19 protein-coding genes are annotated in these 17,844 nt (G+C 42.7%); all 19 read left to right on the forward strand.

The annotated features are described in order from the left end of the window. Positions 1–143: 143 nt before the first annotated feature. The 19 genes from sdaAB (at position 144) to rplS (ending at position 17,758) form a co-directional block, all read left to right on the forward strand. Positions 144–806 carry an L-serine ammonia-lyase, iron-sulfur-dependent subunit beta gene (sdaAB, locus tag MHI23_RS07745; protein WP_172881054.1) on the forward strand — a complete coding sequence of 221 codons (663 nt, stop codon included), beginning with the start codon at positions 144–146 and terminating at the stop codon, positions 804–806. 20 nt (positions 807–826) lie between these two features. After that, positions 827–1,729, forward strand: coding sequence for an L-serine ammonia-lyase, iron-sulfur-dependent, subunit alpha (sdaAA, locus tag MHI23_RS07750; protein ID WP_024424200.1), 903 nt, complete (start codon positions 827–829; stop codon positions 1,727–1,729). Beyond that, a complete protein-coding gene (gene recG / locus MHI23_RS07755) occupies positions 1,707–3,755 on the forward strand; it encodes an ATP-dependent DNA helicase RecG (RefSeq protein ID WP_024426964.1) in 2,049 nt (682 codons plus the stop codon). The genes sdaAA and recG overlap by 23 nt, the downstream gene beginning before the upstream one ends. Positions 3,756–3,867: 112 nt before the next feature. Beyond that, a complete protein-coding gene (gene fapR, locus MHI23_RS07760) occupies positions 3,868–4,434 on the forward strand; it encodes a transcription factor FapR (protein ID WP_024424199.1) in 567 nt (188 codons plus the stop codon). A 15-nt stretch (positions 4,435–4,449) separates the two neighbouring features. Further along, positions 4,450–5,448: a phosphate acyltransferase PlsX gene (plsX, locus tag MHI23_RS07765; protein WP_024426965.1), complete on the forward strand. Its 999-nt coding sequence runs from the start codon at positions 4,450–4,452 to the stop codon at positions 5,446–5,448. 16 nt (positions 5,449–5,464) lie between these two features. Next, positions 5,465–6,409: an ACP S-malonyltransferase gene (gene fabD / locus MHI23_RS07770; protein WP_024424197.1), complete on the forward strand. Its 945-nt coding sequence runs from the start codon at positions 5,465–5,467 to the stop codon at positions 6,407–6,409. After that, positions 6,409–7,152, forward strand: a complete 744-nt coding sequence (fabG, locus tag MHI23_RS07775; RefSeq protein ID WP_025092570.1) for a 3-oxoacyl-[acyl-carrier-protein] reductase — start codon at positions 6,409–6,411, stop codon at positions 7,150–7,152. Before fabD ends, fabG begins: the two co-directional genes overlap by 1 nt. 81 nt (positions 7,153–7,233) lie before the next feature. Continuing rightward, a complete protein-coding gene (acpP, locus tag MHI23_RS07780) occupies positions 7,234–7,467 on the forward strand; it encodes an acyl carrier protein (protein ID WP_003212028.1) in 234 nt (77 codons plus the stop codon). Between the two features lie 181 nt (positions 7,468–7,648). Beyond that, entirely contained in the window at positions 7,649–8,392 is a 744-nt protein-coding gene (gene rnc, locus MHI23_RS07785) for a ribonuclease III (protein ID WP_008344850.1), read from the forward strand. Between the two features lie 105 nt (positions 8,393–8,497). Next, the gene (gene smc, locus MHI23_RS07790; RefSeq protein ID WP_342492422.1) at positions 8,498–12,058 is read left to right on the forward strand and encodes a chromosome segregation protein SMC; all 3,561 of its coding nucleotides are present in this window, start codon (positions 8,498–8,500) and stop codon (positions 12,056–12,058) included. A 21-nt stretch (positions 12,059–12,079) separates the two neighbouring features. Continuing rightward, complete coding sequence (gene ftsY / locus MHI23_RS07795; RefSeq protein ID WP_024424194.1) at positions 12,080–13,066, forward strand: signal recognition particle-docking protein FtsY; 987 nt, start codon at positions 12,080–12,082, stop codon at positions 13,064–13,066. Positions 13,067–13,209: 143 nt separating this feature from the next. After that, positions 13,210–13,542: a putative DNA-binding protein gene (locus MHI23_RS07800; protein ID WP_012009935.1), complete on the forward strand. Its 333-nt coding sequence runs from the start codon at positions 13,210–13,212 to the stop codon at positions 13,540–13,542. A 13-nt stretch (positions 13,543–13,555) separates the two neighbouring features. Continuing rightward, entirely contained in the window at positions 13,556–14,896 is a 1,341-nt protein-coding gene (gene ffh, locus MHI23_RS07805) for a signal recognition particle protein (RefSeq protein WP_024424193.1), read from the forward strand. Between the two features lie 105 nt (positions 14,897–15,001). Then, positions 15,002–15,274 (forward strand): 30S ribosomal protein S16, encoded by a 273-nt coding sequence (gene rpsP, locus MHI23_RS07810; RefSeq protein WP_008344841.1) that lies wholly within the window; start codon positions 15,002–15,004, stop codon positions 15,272–15,274. Then, entirely contained in the window at positions 15,274–15,519 is a 246-nt protein-coding gene (locus tag MHI23_RS07815; RefSeq protein WP_024424192.1) for a KH domain-containing protein, read from the forward strand. The genes rpsP and MHI23_RS07815 overlap by 1 nt, the downstream gene beginning before the upstream one ends. A 103-nt stretch (positions 15,520–15,622) precedes the next feature. After that, the gene (locus tag MHI23_RS07820) at positions 15,623–16,009 is read left to right on the forward strand and encodes a YlqD family protein (protein WP_024424191.1); all 387 of its coding nucleotides are present in this window, start codon (positions 15,623–15,625) and stop codon (positions 16,007–16,009) included. A gap of 8 nt (positions 16,010–16,017) precedes the next feature. Continuing rightward, positions 16,018–16,542: a ribosome maturation factor RimM gene (gene rimM, locus MHI23_RS07825; RefSeq protein WP_024424190.1), complete on the forward strand. Its 525-nt coding sequence runs from the start codon at positions 16,018–16,020 to the stop codon at positions 16,540–16,542. After that, positions 16,539–17,273 carry a tRNA (guanosine(37)-N1)-methyltransferase TrmD gene (gene trmD / locus MHI23_RS07830; RefSeq protein WP_024424189.1) on the forward strand — a complete coding sequence of 245 codons (735 nt, stop codon included), beginning with the start codon at positions 16,539–16,541 and terminating at the stop codon, positions 17,271–17,273. Before rimM ends, trmD begins: the two co-directional genes overlap by 4 nt. 137 nt (positions 17,274–17,410) lie before the next feature. Then, positions 17,411–17,758, forward strand: a complete 348-nt coding sequence (gene rplS / locus MHI23_RS07835) for a 50S ribosomal protein L19 (protein WP_008354510.1) — start codon at positions 17,411–17,413, stop codon at positions 17,756–17,758. Positions 17,759–17,844: the final 86 nt, after the last annotated feature.

Genomic DNA, 17,844 nt, shown 5'->3' on the forward strand with positions numbered 1-17,844 from the left:
GAAGGGCAAATAAAGCCCTTCTTCTTCTTTTGCAATTTTTTACTAGCCATTCCACGGTGAAATGAGTTGCGGGAAACGAATGAATCCATTAGTCTAAAGAAAGAACCAAACCATACGCGAGTGGTGATGAGAGGGGAAGACCTATGAAATTTAGAAGTGTGTTTGATATTATTGGACCTGTCATGATTGGGCCATCAAGTTCGCACACAGCGGGTGCGGCTCGTATAGGGAGAGTAGCTCGCAGCTTATTTGGAAGAGAACCGAAACGAATTGTCGTTTCATTTTATGGTTCTTTTAAAGATACGTATAAAGGACACGGTACAGATGTCGCCATTATTGGCGGTGTTCTTGACTTTGATACATTTGATGAACGAATCAAAACAGCGATCGATATTGCAAAAAGCAAAGAGATCGACATTGAATTTAAAGAAGAAGAGGCGGTGCCGGCGCATCCGAATACAGCAAAAGTAGAGATTTCAGATGCGAACGGAAGCCTTGAACTAATCGGGATTTCCATCGGCGGAGGTAAAATTGAAATCACAGAATTAAATGGCTTTGAGCTCAGGCTTTCAGGGAATCACCCTGCCATTCTTGTGGTTCATAACGATCGCTACGGGACGATTGCGGCAGTTGCCAATGTCTTAGCGAAATTCGCCATCAACATCGGTCATATGGAAGTGGCGCGTAAAGATGTCGGGCAAATGGCACTGATGACGATTGAAGTGGATCAAAATATTGACCCAGCTGTCCTATCAGAGCTTGAAACGCTGCCAAACATTATTCAAGTCACACAAATTGCAGAGTAACAACAAGGAGGTTATGAATGATGTTTAAAAACGTCAAAGAACTCGTGCAGCTAACAGAAGAACGGAATACCTCCATTTCAGAAATTATGATTGTGCAAGAAATGGAAGTGACAGGGAAGTCACGTGAAGAAATTTTCTCCCAGATGTACCGCAACCTAGAAGTGATGGAGCAGGCCGTTGAAAACGGGCTGAAGGGTGTGAAATCATTATCAGGTTTAACAGGCGGAGATGCAGTCAAACTTCAAGCCTATATCGCATCAGGCAAAACACTGTCTGGTCATACGATATTAGATGCTGTCAGTAAAGCAGTTGCAACAAATGAAGTCAATGCCGCAATGGGAACCATTTGTGCAACGCCTACAGCAGGCTCAGCAGGTGTTGTACCAGGTACGTTATTTGCAGTAAAAGAAACATTAAAGCCAACAAAGGAACAAATGGTCAGATTCCTATTTACTTCTGGCGCATTTGGTTTTGTTGTGGCGAATAACGCGAGCATTTCCGGTGCAGCAGGCGGCTGTCAGGCAGAGGTAGGTTCTGCATCAGGTATGGCGGCAGCAGCGATTGTCGAGATGGCAGGCGGTACACCGCAGCAATCTGCAGAAGCAATGGCGATTACACTGAAAAATATGCTTGGACTTGTTTGCGATCCAGTAGCGGGACTTGTCGAGGTACCTTGCGTGAAACGAAACGCAATGGGTGCATCTAACGCCATGATCGCAGCAGACATGGCTCTTGCTGGCATCACAAGCCGCATTCCTTGTGATGAAGTCATTGATGCGATGTACAAAATCGGTCAAACGATGCCAACAGCTCTTCGCGAAACTGCACAAGGCGGTCTCGCTGCGACACCGACAGCAAGAGAGCTTGAAAAGAAGATTTTCGGAGGTGTGACCTCATCTCGTGATACAGAAACTGCAAGATAATGTCTCTGTCCTGAAGGGGATTGGAGAGGAAACCGAAAAAACACTCAATGAACTTGGAATCTACACAGTAGCCGATTTACTCGGCTACTTTCCTTATCGATATGACGACTATGAGCTTCGTAACTTAGAAGAAGTCAAACATGACGAACGTGTCACAGTTGAAGGAAAAGTACATAGTGAGCCCGTTCTCACCTATTATGGAAAAAAACGAAGCAGGCTGACATTCAGGCTGCTTGTCGGGCGTTTTCTCATTACAGCGATTTGTTTCAATCGCCCATATTTAAAACGAAGCCTTGTGTTAGGTGATACAGTTTCCGTTACAGGAAAATGGGATAAAAACCGTCAATCTATCATGGTGCAGGAATTTAAAAAAGGGACGCACGAGCAAGATGGCAGTATAGAGCCCGTTTATTCAGTAAAAGAAAATGTGACTGTGAAAATGATGAGACGCTTTGTAAAGCAGGCCTTGTCACTTTATGCAGACAAAGCTGAAGATCCATTGCCAAAGCAGCTTGTCTCTGCCTATAAACTCATGTCCTATCAGGAAGCATTAAAAGCCATTCATCTTCCAGAAACAAGGGACTCGCTCAAGCAAGCAAGACGCCGTTTTGTGTACGAGGAATTTCTCATTTTTCAGCTGAAGATGCAGGCGATTAGAAAGAAAGAACGAGAGAGAACATCAGGCATCCAGCATCCGTTTTCCAAAGAGGCTGTTTTTGAGTTTGTTAACAGCCTGCCATTTCCGCTGACGAAGGCACAATCAAGAGTACTTGATGAAATCATGTCGGACATGGCGTCTCCATATCGAATGAACCGGCTGCTTCAAGGAGATGTAGGTTCAGGGAAAACAGCTGTTGCAGCCATTGCGCTTTATGCCGCTCATTTATCAGGTTTTCAAGGTGCATTAATGGTCCCAACAGAAATTTTGGCAGAGCAGCATGCCGATTCACTTTACCAGCTGTTTGAAAAATGGGGGCTGAATATCGCCCTTTTGACAAGCTCTGTGAAAGGAAAGAGACGCAGAGAATTGCTAGAACGTTTAAAAGAAGGCGAGATTGACATATTAGTCGGCACGCACGCACTCATTCAAGACGAAGTCGAATTTCAGCAGCTCGGTCTTGTCATCACAGATGAGCAGCACCGGTTTGGCGTAGAGCAGCGGAAAAAACTGCGAAGTAAAGGACAGGACCCAGATGTCTTGTTTATGACGGCCACACCTATTCCGCGAACACTTGCGATCACTGTCTTTGGAGAAATGGACGTATCCGTCATTGATGAATTGCCAGCTGGCAGAAAACAAATCGAAACGTATTGGGTGAAGCATGACATGCTTGAGAGAATTCTTGCTTTTGTGGATAAAGAGCTGAGAAAAGGAAGACAGGCATATATCATTTGTCCGCTCATTGAAGAATCAGACAAGCTTGATGTCCAAAATGCGCTTGATGTCCATAGCATGCTCACTGAGGCATACCGCGGCAAGTGGTCGATCGGCTTAATGCATGGGAAGCTGGCGAGTGATGAAAAAGATCAGGTCATGAGAGCCTTTACCGCAAATGAAGTACAAATTCTCGTTTCAACCACAGTTGTTGAAGTCGGGGTCAACGTGCCGAATGCAACCATCATGGTCATTTATGATGCAGACCGTTTCGGACTGTCTCAGCTTCATCAGTTAAGAGGCCGGGTCGGACGAGGAGAGCATCAATCATTTTGTATTTTAATGGCTGATCCAAAATCCGAAACAGGGAAAGAGCGGATGCGGATCATGTCCGAAACAACCGATGGCTTTGAGCTGTCTGAAAAGGACTTAGAACTAAGAGGACCCGGCGATTTCTTCGGTAAAAAACAAAGCGGGATGCCAGAATTTAAGGTAGCAGATATGGTTCACGACTATAGAGCGCTGGAAACAGCTAGAAAAGATGCAGCAGATCTTGTCCAATCGGACGCCTTTTGGACTGATCCCGAATACAAAGAACTTCGGCAAACGCTGATAGACAGCGGTGTGCTGGGAGGAGATAAATTAAGCTGATCAAACGCTGGAGGAATTTTCTTGTCTTTTTGAAACAAGGATTGATTTATCATCTATGAGATTATATACTACTATTAGTACCTAGTCATAAATGTACGGATGGTGTCTGCATATGAAACTAAATAAAAAAGAACGTCAAAAGCTTCTCCAGCAAACGATCAGCTCGACTCCATTCATTACTGATGAAGAATTGGCAAGTAAATTCGGTGTCAGCATACAAACGGTTCGTCTTGATCGTTTAGAGCTGTCGATCCCTGAATTACGCGAAAGAATTAAGCATGTGGCCGAAAAGACATTAGAGGATGAAGTAAAGTCACTTCCACTGGATGAAGTGATTGGAGAAATGATTGATGTAGAGCTTGATGATCAAGCCATTTCCATTTTAGAAGTGAGAAAAGAGCATGTATTCAGCCGAAACCAAATTGCCAGGGGACATCATCTCTTCGCCCAGGCAAATTCGCTGGCAGTTGCCGTCATTGACGATGAACTGGCTTTGACAGCAAAAGCGAATATCAGGTTTACAAGGCAGGTGAAACAAGGCGAAAGAGTCGTCTCTAAAGCCAAAGTAGCCTCACATGATAAAGAAAAAGGAAGAACCGTAGTTGAAGTAAACAGCTATGTTGGTGAGGAAGTTGTCTTCTCAGGTGACTTCGTCATGTATCGCTCAAAACAAAAGTAAAAGGTGGCACGTAATATGAGAATTGCAGTCGATGCAATGGGGGGAGATCATGCCCCTAAAGCCATTATTGACGGTGTGCAAAAAAGCTTAACAGCATTTTCAGATATCGAGATTACACTTGTCGGCGATGAAAACAAAATTAAACCATACATAACAAACAACGACCGCATCACAATTTTAGATGCAAAAGAAGTCATTGAACCGACGGATGAACCAGTGCGTGCAGTCAGACGTAAAAAGGATTCATCTATGGTGAAAATGGCGCAGGAAGTATCTGAAGGACGAGCAGATGCCTGCATCTCAGCAGGAAATACTGGCGCCCTCATGACAGCGGGACTGTTTATCGTAGGCAGAATTGACGGTATTGACAGACCAGCCCTTGCCCCAACTTTGCCAACACTGGATGGCAGCGGCTTCTTATTACTAGATGTTGGTGCCAACGTTGATGCTAAACCAGAGCATCTCGTGCAATATGCCATGATGGGATCCATCTACGCAGAGCGTGTTTTCCCAAAGAGCAATCCGCGTGTTGGACTGTTAAATGTAGGAACAGAAGATAAAAAAGGCAACGATTTAACGAAAAAAACCTTTGAATTATTAAAAGCTTCCGACTTGAATTTTGTAGGAAATGTAGAGTCCCGTGATTTATTAGAAGGTGTTGCTGACGTTGTTGTCACAGATGGTTTCACAGGAAATATTGCGCTTAAAACAATTGAAGGCACAGCCCTTTCTGTTTTTAAAATGCTGAAAGAAACTTTAACATCAAGCTTCACAGCAAAAATAGCAGCAGGCATGATGAAGCCGAAATTGATGCAGATGAAATCTAAAATGGATTACTCCGAATATGGCGGTGCCGCTTTATTTGGTTTAAAGGCACCTGTTATTAAAGCGCACGGCTCTTCTGATGAAAATGCCATTTTCCATGCAATTCGTCAGGCGCGTGATATCGTAGAAAAAGACGTTTCAGCCATCATTCATCAAGAAGTCCAAAAAGAAACGACGAAAGAGTCTTAATTGGAGGTAAAGCAGCATGACTAAAATTGCATTTTTATTCCCTGGCCAAGGCTCTCAAAAAATTGGCATGGGAAAAGATTTATTTGACCAAGAAGCAGTATCTAAAGCTGTTTTTGAAGAAGCAGACAATACCCTCGGGTTTGACTTATCTTCTATGATTTTTGAAGGGGATGCAGAAGAACTGACGCTCACCTTTAACGCGCAGCCAGCTCTTTTAACGACAAGTATCGCCATCTTAAAGAAATTCGAAGAGAGCGGAATCAAAGCAGATTATGCAGCAGGACACAGTCTTGGTGAATACACTGCCCTCGTTGCAGCAGGCGCACTTTCGTTTAAAGATGCTGTTTATGCAGTCAGAAAGCGCGGAGAATTAATGAATGAAGCTGTTCCAGCAGGAGAAGGCGCCATGGCAGCAATTCTTGGCTTAGACAAAGCGGCACTTGAAGAAGTGACAAAAGAAGTGACAGAGAGCGGTCACCTTGTAGAGCTCGCTAACTTAAACTGTCCTGGTCAAATCGTGATCTCTGGTACAGCAAAAGGAGTAGAACTTGCTTCAGAGAAAGCGAAAGAAAAAGGCGCAAAACGTGCAATTGCCCTTGAAGTAAGCGGACCTTTCCATTCTGCATTAATGAAACCAGCCGCTGAAAAATTTACAGATGTTTTGTCAAAGCTGGATATTGCGGATGCCAAAACTCCGGTCATCTCAAACGTAACAGCAGACATCGTGACTTCTCGTGATGAAATTGAGACAAAGCTCATTGAACAACTGTATTCTCCAGTTCGTTTTGAAGAAAGTGTGGAACGCCTTATTGATTTAGGCGTCACAACATTTATTGAAATTGGTCCTGGCAAAGTGCTTTCAGGTCTTGTGAAAAAAGTGAATCGCCGCCTGACGACGATTTCCGTTTCAGATCAAGAAACAATTGAAGCAGCCATTCAAACACTCAAGGGGGATTCTTGATGCTTACAAATAAAACAGCCGTTGTAACAGGAGCATCACGCGGGATTGGCCGTTCCATCGCGATCGATCTAGCGAAAAGTGGTGCAAATGTTGTCGTGAACTATTCTGGAAACGAAGCAAAAGCAAATGAAGTCGTAGATGAAATCAAAGCACTCGGCCAGCAGGCATTTGCTGTGAAAGCTGATGTCTCAAATGCTGAAGAAGTACAATCCATGATGAAACAAGCAATTGATACCTTTGGTTCAATTGACATTCTTGTGAATAATGCAGGGATCACAAAGGACAACCTGCTCATGAGAATGAAAGAGAATGAATGGGATGATGTCATTAACATAAACTTAAAAGGTGTCTTTAACTGTACAAAAGCCGTGACACGTCAAATGATGAAGCAAAGAAGCGGAAGAATCATCAATTTGGCTTCAGTCGTTGGTGTGTGTGGAAACCCTGGACAAGCAAACTATGTTGCAGCAAAAGCTGGTGTCATCGGATTAACGAAAACAACAGCAAAAGAGCTGGCAACCCGTCATATTACTGTTAATGCAGTAGCACCAGGCTTTATTTCAACAGATATGACAGACAAGCTTGATGAAAATGTACAGACGGAAATGCTCAAGCAAATTCCGCTCGCACGCTTTGGTGCACCTGAAGATATTAGCAACGTCGTTGTCTTTTTAGCTTCAGAAGGAGCAGGTTATATTACAGGCCAAACCATCCAAGTAGATGGCGGAATGGTCATGTCCTAAGAAATATCAAAATTTCATTAGGTTTTCTCTAGTTTTTTAAAAACAATTCAACTATAATACTTTGAGGGGAGGTGAAAGGCAATGGCAGACGTATTAGAGCGTGTATCAAAAATTATTGTAGACCGCCTTGGCGTTGATGAGGCTGACGTGAAAATGGAAGCTTCATTTAAAGAAGATTTAGGCGCTGATTCCCTTGATGTAGTTGAGCTAGTTATGGAACTTGAAGATGAGTTCGATATGGAAATTTCTGACGAAGATGCTGAAAAAATTGCAACAGTCGGTGACGCTGTGAACTACATAAATAGCCAGCAATAAGCGTAACAAAGTCCCGTCTACTTTCGACGGGACTTTGAAAATTTATGTTAGTTTCAACACATTCAGCTGATCAATTGTCAGCCTTTTTCAGATGCTGGGAGCAATGTTTCCCTGCATGTAGAAAGAGAGACTCCATATAATCAGTATCCTTAAAGGCGATTACGCCTACCTGGAGGTTGCTATGCCAAAACAATATAAAGACAAACAGAAACAGAGCAAAAAACTAGAGCAATTTAGAGAATTCCAGCAGCGCATTTCTGTACACTTTAAAAATGAAAAGCTTCTATATCAAGCCTTTACCCATTCCTCTTATGTGAATGAACACCGGAAAAAACCATACGAGGACAATGAAAGACTTGAATTTTTAGGAGATGCTGTTTTAGAATTGACCATCTCTCAATTCTTATTTGCAAAATATCCAGCGATGAGCGAGGGAGATTTAACGAAACTAAGAGCGGCGATCGTATGTGAACCGTCACTTGTATCACTAGCACATGAGCTGTCCTTCGGAGACCTTGTTCTTTTAGGAAAAGGCGAAGAAATGACAGGCGGCAGAAAACGCCCAGCACTCTTAGCGGACGTATTCGAGGCGTTTATCGGTGCACTTTATTTAGATCAAGGGCTTGAGCCGGTTGAACGGTTCCTAGAAGCGTACGTTTATCCGAAAATTAATGATGGAGCGTTCTCGCACGTCATGGACTTTAAAAGCCAGCTGCAAGAATTTGTGCAGCGCGATGGAAAAGGTGTGCTTGAATACCGTATCCTGCATGAAAAAGGCCCTGCACATAACCGGGAATTTGAAGCAAATGTATCCCTTCGAGGTGAAGTGCTCGGAATTGGAAATGGACGCTCTAAAAAAGAAGCAGAACAGCACGCTGCACAGGAAGCACTTGCTAAATTGCAGAAACATCATATGAACCAATAAAATCCCCCTCGTTATTCAGGGGGATTTCACTCTGTTTTCCATCATCTTTTTTCACTTCATATGGTAAGATGATAGTACTTTAAATACATAAGGAGGATCACTCTCATGTTCCTCAAACGTTTAGACGTGATAGGATTCAAATCATTTGCACAGCGAGTGACAGTGGACTTTGTTAAAGGGGTCACAGCTGTTGTTGGACCAAACGGAAGCGGCAAAAGTAATATTACCGATGCCATCCGCTGGGTACTTGGAGAACAATCAGCGAAAAGCCTCCGCGGAGGAAAAATGGAAGATATCATTTTTGCAGGAAGTGACTCAAGAAAAAGAGTCAATCTAGCAGAGGTGACTTTAACGTTAGATAACGAAGATCACTTTTTACCGATCGATTTTCATGAAGTCAGTGTGACAAGAAGGGTTTATCGTTCAGGCGAAAGTGAATTTCTCATAAACAATCAATCTGTCCGCTTAAAGGATATTATTGATCTTTTCATGGATTCAGGTCTTGGAAAGGAAGCTTTTTCAATCATCAGCCAAGGAAAGGTAGAGGAAATTCTATCAAGCAAGGCAGAAGAGAGAAGAAGTATTTTTGAAGAAGCGGCTGGCGTTTTGAAATATAAAACAAGAAAGAAAAAAGCCGAGAATAAACTGTTTGAAACGCAGGACAACTTAAACCGAGTAGAAGATATTCTGCATGAACTAGAAGATCAAGTAGAACCATTAAGAATGCAAGCATCCATTGCAAAGGACTATTTGCAAAAAAAAGAAGAGCTTGAAAATGTCGAAATTGCCCTAACTGTCCATGACATCGAAGCACTTCATGAAAAATGGACAACACTTGGTGAAGCAGTCGAGCGCTTCAAACAAGATGAAATGAAGCAGTCTACAGATATCCAAGCAAAAGAAGCCAAAATTGAAGAGTCGAGAGACCGCATTCAAGCGCTTGACGAATCAATTAATGACCTGCAAGAAGTTCTTCTTTTCACAAGTGAAGAATTAGAAAAGCTTGAAGGAAAAAAAGAAGTGCTAAAAGAACGGAAAAAAAATGCGGCCGCAAACCAAGGACAGCTTGAAGAAACGCTCGTTCGTTTAACTGAAAAGCAGTCGCTGTTAACCGAAAAGATTGAGCAGCAGAAAATCGCGCGGGACAGCCTGCAAAAAGAAGTGCACCAGCTAAAAGATGAAGTGAAAACAAAGCAGCATCAACTGTCGCTTCATAGTGAAGATGTGGAAGGTCAAATTGAACAGCTGAAAAGCGATTATTTTGATCTGCTCAATGAACAGGCTTCCATCCGTAATGAACGTAAACTACTAGAAGAACAGCAGCGCCAGGCGGCGATTCAGCTAGAGCGGCTGACGCAAAATAACCAAAAACATATCGAAGAACGAGTGTCTGTTAAAGAAAAGAAAACAGAAGCTGAGCAGCAGCTTTCAGCACTGGAAGAAGACATTCTGGCTCAAGTCAAACGCTTTAGAGAAGCAGAACAAAAACTTGAGCAAATGAGACGTCAATACGAGAAAAAAGAAACGGCTCTTTACCAAGCCTATCAATACGTACAGCAGGCAAAATCCAAAAAAGAGATGCTTGAATCCATGCAGGAAGACTTCTCAGGCTTTTTCCAAGGAGTGAAAGAGGTCTTAAAGGCAAAAGAGCGGTTAGGCGGTATTCATGGTGCCATTGCAGAGCTGATTCAAACGGATCAGCAGTATGAGACAGCGATTGAAATTGCGCTGGGTGCAGCCACGCAGCACGTCGTTACAGAAAATGAAGCAGCTGCGAGACAAGCGATTGGATACTTAAAGCAGCACTCCTTTGGACGTGCAACCTTCCTGCCAATGAACGTGATCAAAGAAAGAACCATTCAGCTCAGAGATGTTCAAACAGCAGAGCAGCATGCTGCATTTATCGGCGTAGCGAGTCACCTCGTTTCCTTTGACGAAAAGTATCAAAAGGTGATTCAGAACTTGCTTGGAACTGTGCTGATCGTTAGAGACTTAAAAGGCGCCAATGAACTGGCGAAAATGCTTGGACATCGTTACCGCATCGTGACCCTTGATGGAGATGTCGTAAACCCTGGCGGTTCAATGACTGGTGGCGGCGTAAAGAAAAAGAACAACTCTCTTCTATCAAGAAACCGGGAGATCGAAACGTTAACAAAGCAGCTCGTTGAAATGGAAGAGAAAACAACGATCCTTGAAAAAGAAACAAAAGAAACGAAGCAACTAATCGGAGTAAACGAAAGCCAATTAAACGAACTGCGTCAGCGCGGCGAAACGCTTCGTGAAAAGCAGCAAGATCTCAAAGGGAAGCTATACGAACTGCAAGTTGCAGAAAAAAATATCAATGCTCATCTTGAGCTCTATGATCAAGAAAAAGAAGAGTTGCAGCAGCGTTCTACTGAACTCGCGGATAAGGACAAAAAGCAGGTCGCTCTTGAAACCTCTATAGGTGAAAAATTGACGGCTCTTGATCAAGAGATCAATACATTAACAAAGCGTAAGCAGACGCAAAGCTCAACGAAGGAAGCCATTTCAGCTGAATTAACAGAGCTGAAAATCTCGCTTGCCAAAAAAGAGCAGTCCTTAGCGAATGAACAAGAAAAGCTTTCGAGCTTAATGGCTGAATTAGAAGAAGCGGAACAGACGCTGATGGAAACAAAAGAAGATCTGTCACTCTTAACAAGTGAAATGTCATCTAGTTCAAGCGGAGCCGAACAGCTGGAAGAAGCGGCGAAAGAGAAGCTGGAAAACAAAAACAAAACAACCGCCCTCATTTCAGAGCGTCGTAAGCAGCGTCTCGCTCTTTCTGAAACATTAGAATTTGCTGAACGTGAGCTTAAAGAACAAAAACGTTTGTATAAGCAGCTCACCACAAGCTTAAAAGATGAAGAGATTAAGCTTGGCCGTATGGAAGTCGAGCTCGATAACCTGATCGCTTATTTGAACGATGAATATGCTCTTTCATTTGAAGGAGCAAAAGAGATGTATCAGTTGACGTTATCGCCAGATGAAGCAAGAAAACGAGTGAAGCTGATCAAACTAGCCATTGAAGAGCTTGGAACCGTAAACTTAGGCAGCATTGACGAGTATGAACGTGTGAATGAACGCTATCTCTTCTTAACAGAACAGCGAAATGATCTGACAGAAGCGAAAAATACATTATTCCAAGTCATCGAAGAAATGGATCAAGAGATGACAAAGCGTTTCTCTGAGACATTCTCTCAAATCCGCGGTCACTTTGAATCTGTTTTCCAAGCATTATTTGGCGGTGGAAGAGCAGATCTTAAGCTGACAGATCCAAATGATTTACTCAACTCTGGCGTTGATATTGTCGCGCAGCCGCCAGGGAAAAAACTGCAAAACTTAAGCCTTCTTTCAGGCGGAGAGAGAGCCTTAACAGCGATCGCTTTACTATTCTCTATTTTAAAAGTGAGACCTGTTCCATTCTGCGTGTTAGATGAGGTAGAAGCGGCGCTTGATGAAGCAAATGTTTTCCGTTTTGCGCAATATTTAAAGAAATACAGCCAGGAAACACAGTTCATTGTCATTACGCACCGCAAGGGAACAATGGAAGAAGCCGATGTGCTCTACGGCGTGACGATGCAGGAATCAGGTGTTTCTAAGCTTGTATCTGTCAAACTAGAAGAAACGAAAGAGCTTGTCCAGTAATTAAAGGAGGTTTTTGAACCAATGAGCTTTTTTAAGAAATTAAAAGAAAAATTTACGCAGCAAACCGATTCAGTATCAGAAAAGTTTAAAGATGGACTCGAAAAAACGAGAAACTCCTTCCAAGGAAAAGTAAATGAACTGATTTCCCGTTACCGCAAAGTCGACGAAGACTTTTTTGAAGAGCTGGAAGAGGTTCTGATCGGCGCTGATGTCGGTTTCACAACTGTGATGGAACTGATTGATGAGCTGAAAAAAGAAGTGAAATTAAGAAACATTCAAGACCCAAGCGAAGTACAAGCGGTCATTTCTGAAAAACTGGTTGATATCTACAATAGCGGAGAGGAACAAATCTCTGCACTGAACATTGAAGACGGGCGTTTGAATATCATTTTATTTGTAGGCGTCAACGGTGTTGGGAAAACAACGACGATCGGAAAGCTAGCAAACAAGCTGAAAAATGAAGGGAAATCCGTCATTTTAGCAGCAGGTGATACGTTCCGTGCCGGTGCGATCGAGCAGCTTGAAGTGTGGGGAGAGCGTTCAGGTGTTCCTGTCGTCAAACAAACAGCAGGCTCTGATCCAGCAGCGGTGATCTATGATGCCGTTCAATCAGCAAAAGCGAAAAATGCGGATGTCCTCATCTGCGATACAGCAGGAAGACTTCAAAACAAAGTCAACTTGATGAAAGAGCTGGAGAAGGTCAAGAGAGTCATTGAGCGCGAGGTTCCAGATGCACCTCATGAAGTATTGCTCGCTCTTGATGCGACAACGGGTCAAAACGCCATGGCACAAGCCAAGGAATTTTCTAAAGCGACAAATGTCACAGGAATTGCTTTAACAAAGCTTGACGGTACTGCAAAAGGCGGAATTGTTCTTGCGATTCGAAATGAGCTGAACATTCCCGTGAAGCTTGTCGGTTTAGGTGAAAAGGTGGACGATCTGCAAGAGTTTGATGCAGAATCGTATGTGTATGGATTATTCTCAGACGTAATTGATCAACAAGACTAACAAAAAAATGCCGGCGAAACTGCTGGCATTTTTATTTATACGCCGCTTCATGAAGTGACAAGATAAAAACTTGACACACAGAAGAGAACCGTGTAAACTTAGTTGATGTAAAGGGAATGAACTTAACAAAGGGGAGAGAGCCCATGACGCTTGAAAAAACAACGAGAATGAACTACTTGTTTGACTTCTATCAATCGTTGTTGACCGCAAAGCAAAAGAGCTACATGTCGCTTTACTACCTAGACGATTTTTCCCTCGGTGAAATTGCGGATGAATATGAAGTATCAAGGCAGGCTGTTTATGATAATATTAAACGGACTGAAGCGATGCTTGAACAATATGAAGAAAAGCTGCTCTTGTTTAAGAAATTTAAAGAGCGTAAAGAACTTCTCAAAAAAATGAGAGAGCTTGTAGCTGATTCTGCGCAAACAGAAGAAGCAGAAGCTTTAATTGAATCGCTTGAGAAATTAGATTAGGAGGCGGCACAGTATGGCATTTGAAGGATTAGCCGACCGACTGCAGCAGACGATTTCAAAAATCCGCGGCAAAGGAAAAGTGTCAGAGCAAGATGTAAAAGAAATGATGCGCGAGGTACGCCTTGCCCTTCTTGAAGCTGACGTCAATTTTAAAGTAGTCAAAGACTTTGTGAAAAAAGTAAGTGAGCGGGCAGTTGGACAAGAGGTCATGAAAAGCCTTACCCCTGGACAGCAGGTCATTAAAGTTGTAAAAGAAGAACTCACTGAATTAATGGGCGGAGAAGAGAGTAAGATCGCTGTAGCGAAAAAATCTCCGACCGTCATTATGATGGTTGGTCTTCAAGGGGCAGGTAAAACAACCACAACTGGGAAGCTTGCCAATTTACTTCGCAAAAAACATAATCGCAAGCCGATGATGGTAGCTGCTGATATTTACCGACCAGCAGCAATCCAGCAGCTTCAAACGCTCGGGAAACAGCTTGATATGCCGGTGTTTTCATTAGGTGATCAAGTCAGCCCTGTCGAAATTGCCAAACAGGCAATTGAAAAAGCGAAAGAAGAACACCATGATTATGTCATTTTAGATACAGCAGGACGTCTTCATATCGATGAAGAATTAATGGATGAACTTCAGAAAGTAAAAGAAGTAGCGAATCCAGAAGAAATTTTCCTAGTTGTTGACTCTATGACAGGTCAAGATGCTGTCAATGTCGCAAAAAGCTTTAATGAACAGCTTGGTTTAACGGGTGTCGTTCTCACAAAACTAGACGGTGATACAAGAGGCGGTGCAGCACTTTCTATTCGAGCTGTCACCAACACGCCGATTAAATTCGCTGCGCTAGGAGAAAAGCTTGACGCGATTGAACCATTCCATCCAGAGCGGATGGCATCAAGAATTCTTGGCATGGGAGATGTGCTCACGCTGATTGAAAAAGCACAGGCAAACGTCGACCAAGATAAAGCGAAAGAGCTTGAGCAAAAAATGCGGACAATGAGCTTCACGCTCGATGATTTCCTCGAGCAGCTTGGCCAAGTTCGGAATATGGGTCCTCTTGATGAACTGATCCAAATGATGCCGGGAGCCGGTAAAATGAAAGGGCTCAAAAACGTCCAAGTAGACGAAAAGCAGCTCAATCATATTGAAGCGATCATTAAATCAATGACGACCAAGGAAAAAGAACAGCCAGAGGTCATCAATGCAAGCCGCAGAAAACGGATTGCAAAAGGAAGCGGAACATCTGTACAGGAAGTCAATCGCCTTTTAAAGCAATTTGATGAAATGAAAAAGATGATGAAGCAAATGACCAACATGTCCAAAGGAAAGAAAAAGGGCTTTAAATTACCATTTATGTAATTGGTTATACATGATAAAACCGTTGTTAAGAAAAAACACTTTACAAACCCTTTTATCATTGTTAATATACTATCTTGTTGAAATATTTTCGGAGGTGCTAGTAAAATGGCAGTAAAAATTCGTTTAAAACGTATGGGAGCAAAAAAATCTCCTTTCTATCGTATTGTTGTAGCAGATTCTCGTTCACCACGTGACGGTCGTTTCATCGAAACAGTTGGAACTTACAACCCAGTGGTATCACCAGCTGAGGTGAAAATCAACGAAGAATTAGCGCTTAAATGGCTTCAAAATGGTGCGAAACCATCTGATACAGTTCGCAACCTTTTCTCAAGCCAAGGAATTCTTGAAAAATTTCATAATGCGAAAAACAGCAAATAATGAATGAGCTGTCCTTGGAAGAATTGATTGTGTCCATCGTCGAGCCACTTGTTGATTTCCCTGAAGATATTCACGTATCTTCATTAGAAAAAGATGAGCAGGTGATTTACACACTGTCTGTCAATGCTGAAGATACCGGAAAAGTGATCGGAAAGCAGGGACGTACAGCAAAAGCGATACGAACAGTCATTTTTGCAGCAAGTGCAGAGTCTTCTAAGAAAGTTCAACTTGAGATTGCTGACTAAAAAGGGAGAGGGCTTAGGACCTCCCCTTTTTTTACACGTTTAAATCTATTTTTCGTTATACTGTAGAGGACAAATGCCTTCGGATAGGGGGACAAAAAGGAAGATGCAGATCATTCAACATGTCACCGTGATGCAAGTATTAACTGAAAGCAGTAAGGACAAACTGTTAACGACTTTTTTGGAGAAAAAAGAAAGACTAGAACGTGAATGCAATCAACTATATTTTCAACTAAAAAAACATGAAAAAGAACCACATCAGCAAGAAGCCATCCCTCAATTTCAAAAAGCGATCGATAAAAGGCAAGAGAAGATCCGGCAAATTGATTTTCAAGTAGAGCAGCTGCATATTTTGCCGCTTGGAAGTGAAATGAAAGAAACAGAAGTGGATGCATTGGTTGAAGTGAAAATAGGTGATAAATGGGATGACAAGATGCAAGATAATGTCATCGTCGTGAAAGACGGCACCATTGTGGAAATACGTCAGGGGTGATTGAGAACATGGAGCTAGAATGGTTGAATGTTGGAAAGATCGTCAATACACACGGAGTGCGCGGAGAAGTACGCGTCGTGTCAAAGACGGATTTCCCAGAAGAGCGCTACAAAAAGGGAAGCGTCCTCTATATTTTTAAGCAAGGTCAAAGCGAGCCGCTGAAAGTGACTGTCGCATCACATCGCCAGCACAAACAGTTTGATTTGCTCACATTTGAAGAAATCAACTCATTAAATGAAGCAGAGCATTTGAAAGAATCAATCTTAAAGGTAGAAAAAGAACATCTTGGGTCATTAGACGAAGGAGAATTTTATTTCCACCAAATCATTGGCTGTGAAGTATACGATGAAGAGGACAAGCTGATCGGCCAAATCAAAGAAATCCTTACGCCAGGGGCAAATGATGTGTGGGTGGTTGGAAGAAAAGGCAAAAAAGATGCCCTCATTCCATATATACCATCTGTCGTCAAAAAGATCGATATCTCATCCAAAACCGTACACATTGAAGTGATGGAAGGACTTATTGACGAATGAAAATCGATTTCTTAACCCTTTTTCCTGAAATGTTCGAAGGTGTGCTTCACTCATCGATCTTAAAAAAAGCACAGGAGAAAGAAGCTGTCTCATTTCAAGTCGTCAATTTTAGAGAGTATTCGGATCATAAGCATAAAACAGTGGATGACTATCCGTATGGCGGCGGTGCTGGTATGGTACTGAAAGCGCAGCCCGTATTTGATGCGGTAGAAGATTTAACGAAAAAAGCAAGCACGAAACCACGAATCATTCTTGTCTGTCCTCAAGGGGAAAGGTATACACAAAAGAAAGCAGAAGAACTTGCAAAAGAAGAGCATCTTATGTTCATTTGCGGCCACTATGAAGGCTACGATGAGCGCATCAGGGAGCATCTTGTCACAGATGAGATCTCAATCGGAGATTTCGTCCTCACAGGCGGAGAGCTGCCAGCGATGATGATTGCAGACAGTGTGGTCAGGCTTTTGCCTCATGTGCTTGGAAAAGAAGCGTCTCACATCGAAGATTCATTCAGTACAGGTCTGCTTGAGCACCCGCACTATACAAGGCCAGCTGATTATAAAGGACTAAAAGTGCCGGACGTGCTTCTCTCTGGAAATCATGCCAAAATTGAAGAGTGGCGGCGCAAAGAATCCTTGAAGCGAACCTATACAAGAAGACCAGATTTGATCGATTCTTGCAAAACATTAACGGATGAAGAAAAAAGATGGCTTTGGCAGCTTCATAATGACTAGATTGTATTGCACACGGCATAGAGGTATGGTATGATACTACTTGTGACTTGGACGGCTTGCTGATCCAAGTTTGAAAACGATGTTCCGCTGCAATGAAGAAAGAGGACATGAGCATCTGTTGGAAGGAGTTGAAAACGATGCAACATTTGATTGAAGAAATCACAAAAGAACAATTACGCACTGATCTTCCTGCGTTCCGTCCTGGTGACACTTTACGTGTACACGTTAAAGTTGTCGAGGGTACTCGTGAGCGTATCCAGATCTTTGAAGGTGTTGTAATTAAGCGTCGTGGTGGTGGAATCAGCGAAACTTTCACAGTTCGTAAGATCTCTTACGGTGTAGGCGTTGAGCGTACATTCCCTGTACACACACCAAAAATCGCTAAGATCGAAGTTGTACGTCACGGTAAGGTACGTCGTGCGAAACTTTACTACCTACGTGAACTTCGCGGTAAAGCGGCTCGTATCAAAGAAATCAGACGATAATGATATCAAAGGAAAGAGCTTGTTACCTGTAACAGGCTCTTTTTTTGTACAATGTATAAAGATAATGGTAGAAGAAAGAAGGTGCA

The sequence above is a fragment of the Bacillus sp. FSL M7-0003 genome (genome assembly GCF_038628485.1).
In the GTDB taxonomy this organism is placed as follows: Bacteria; Bacillota; Bacilli; order Bacillales; family Bacillaceae; genus Bacillus; species Bacillus safensis.

What these genes read in the sequence shown, in the direction of transcription:
- sdaAB (WP_172881054.1), top strand. Translation starts at nt 144, where the DNA reads ATGAAATTTAGAAGTGTGTTTGATATTATTGGACCTGTCATGATTGGG.
- sdaAA (WP_024424200.1), top strand. Translation starts at nt 827, where the DNA reads ATGTTTAAAAACGTCAAAGAACTCGTGCAGCTAACAGAAGAACGGAAT.
- fapR (WP_024424199.1), top strand. Translation starts at nt 3,868, where the DNA reads ATGAAACTAAATAAAAAAGAACGTCAAAAGCTTCTCCAGCAAACGATC.
- plsX (WP_024426965.1), top strand. Translation starts at nt 4,450, where the DNA reads ATGAGAATTGCAGTCGATGCAATGGGGGGAGATCATGCCCCTAAAGCC.
- fabD (WP_024424197.1), top strand. Translation starts at nt 5,465, where the DNA reads ATGACTAAAATTGCATTTTTATTCCCTGGCCAAGGCTCTCAAAAAATT.
- fabG (WP_025092570.1), top strand. Translation starts at nt 6,409, where the DNA reads ATGCTTACAAATAAAACAGCCGTTGTAACAGGAGCATCACGCGGGATT.
- acpP (WP_003212028.1), top strand. Translation starts at nt 7,234, where the DNA reads ATGGCAGACGTATTAGAGCGTGTATCAAAAATTATTGTAGACCGCCTT.
- rnc (WP_008344850.1), top strand. Translation starts at nt 7,649, where the DNA reads ATGCCAAAACAATATAAAGACAAACAGAAACAGAGCAAAAAACTAGAG.
- smc (WP_342492422.1), top strand. Translation starts at nt 8,498, where the DNA reads ATGTTCCTCAAACGTTTAGACGTGATAGGATTCAAATCATTTGCACAG.
- ftsY (WP_024424194.1), top strand. Translation starts at nt 12,080, where the DNA reads ATGAGCTTTTTTAAGAAATTAAAAGAAAAATTTACGCAGCAAACCGAT.
- MHI23_RS07800 (WP_012009935.1), top strand. Translation starts at nt 13,210, where the DNA reads ATGACGCTTGAAAAAACAACGAGAATGAACTACTTGTTTGACTTCTAT.
- ffh (WP_024424193.1), top strand. Translation starts at nt 13,556, where the DNA reads ATGGCATTTGAAGGATTAGCCGACCGACTGCAGCAGACGATTTCAAAA.
- rpsP (WP_008344841.1), top strand. Translation starts at nt 15,002, where the DNA reads ATGGCAGTAAAAATTCGTTTAAAACGTATGGGAGCAAAAAAATCTCCT.
- MHI23_RS07815 (WP_024424192.1), top strand. Translation starts at nt 15,274, where the DNA reads ATGAATGAGCTGTCCTTGGAAGAATTGATTGTGTCCATCGTCGAGCCA.
- MHI23_RS07820 (WP_024424191.1), top strand. Translation starts at nt 15,623, where the DNA reads ATGCAGATCATTCAACATGTCACCGTGATGCAAGTATTAACTGAAAGC.
- rimM (WP_024424190.1), top strand. Translation starts at nt 16,018, where the DNA reads ATGGAGCTAGAATGGTTGAATGTTGGAAAGATCGTCAATACACACGGA.
- trmD (WP_024424189.1), top strand. Translation starts at nt 16,539, where the DNA reads ATGAAAATCGATTTCTTAACCCTTTTTCCTGAAATGTTCGAAGGTGTG.
- rplS (WP_008354510.1), top strand. Translation starts at nt 17,411, where the DNA reads ATGCAACATTTGATTGAAGAAATCACAAAAGAACAATTACGCACTGAT.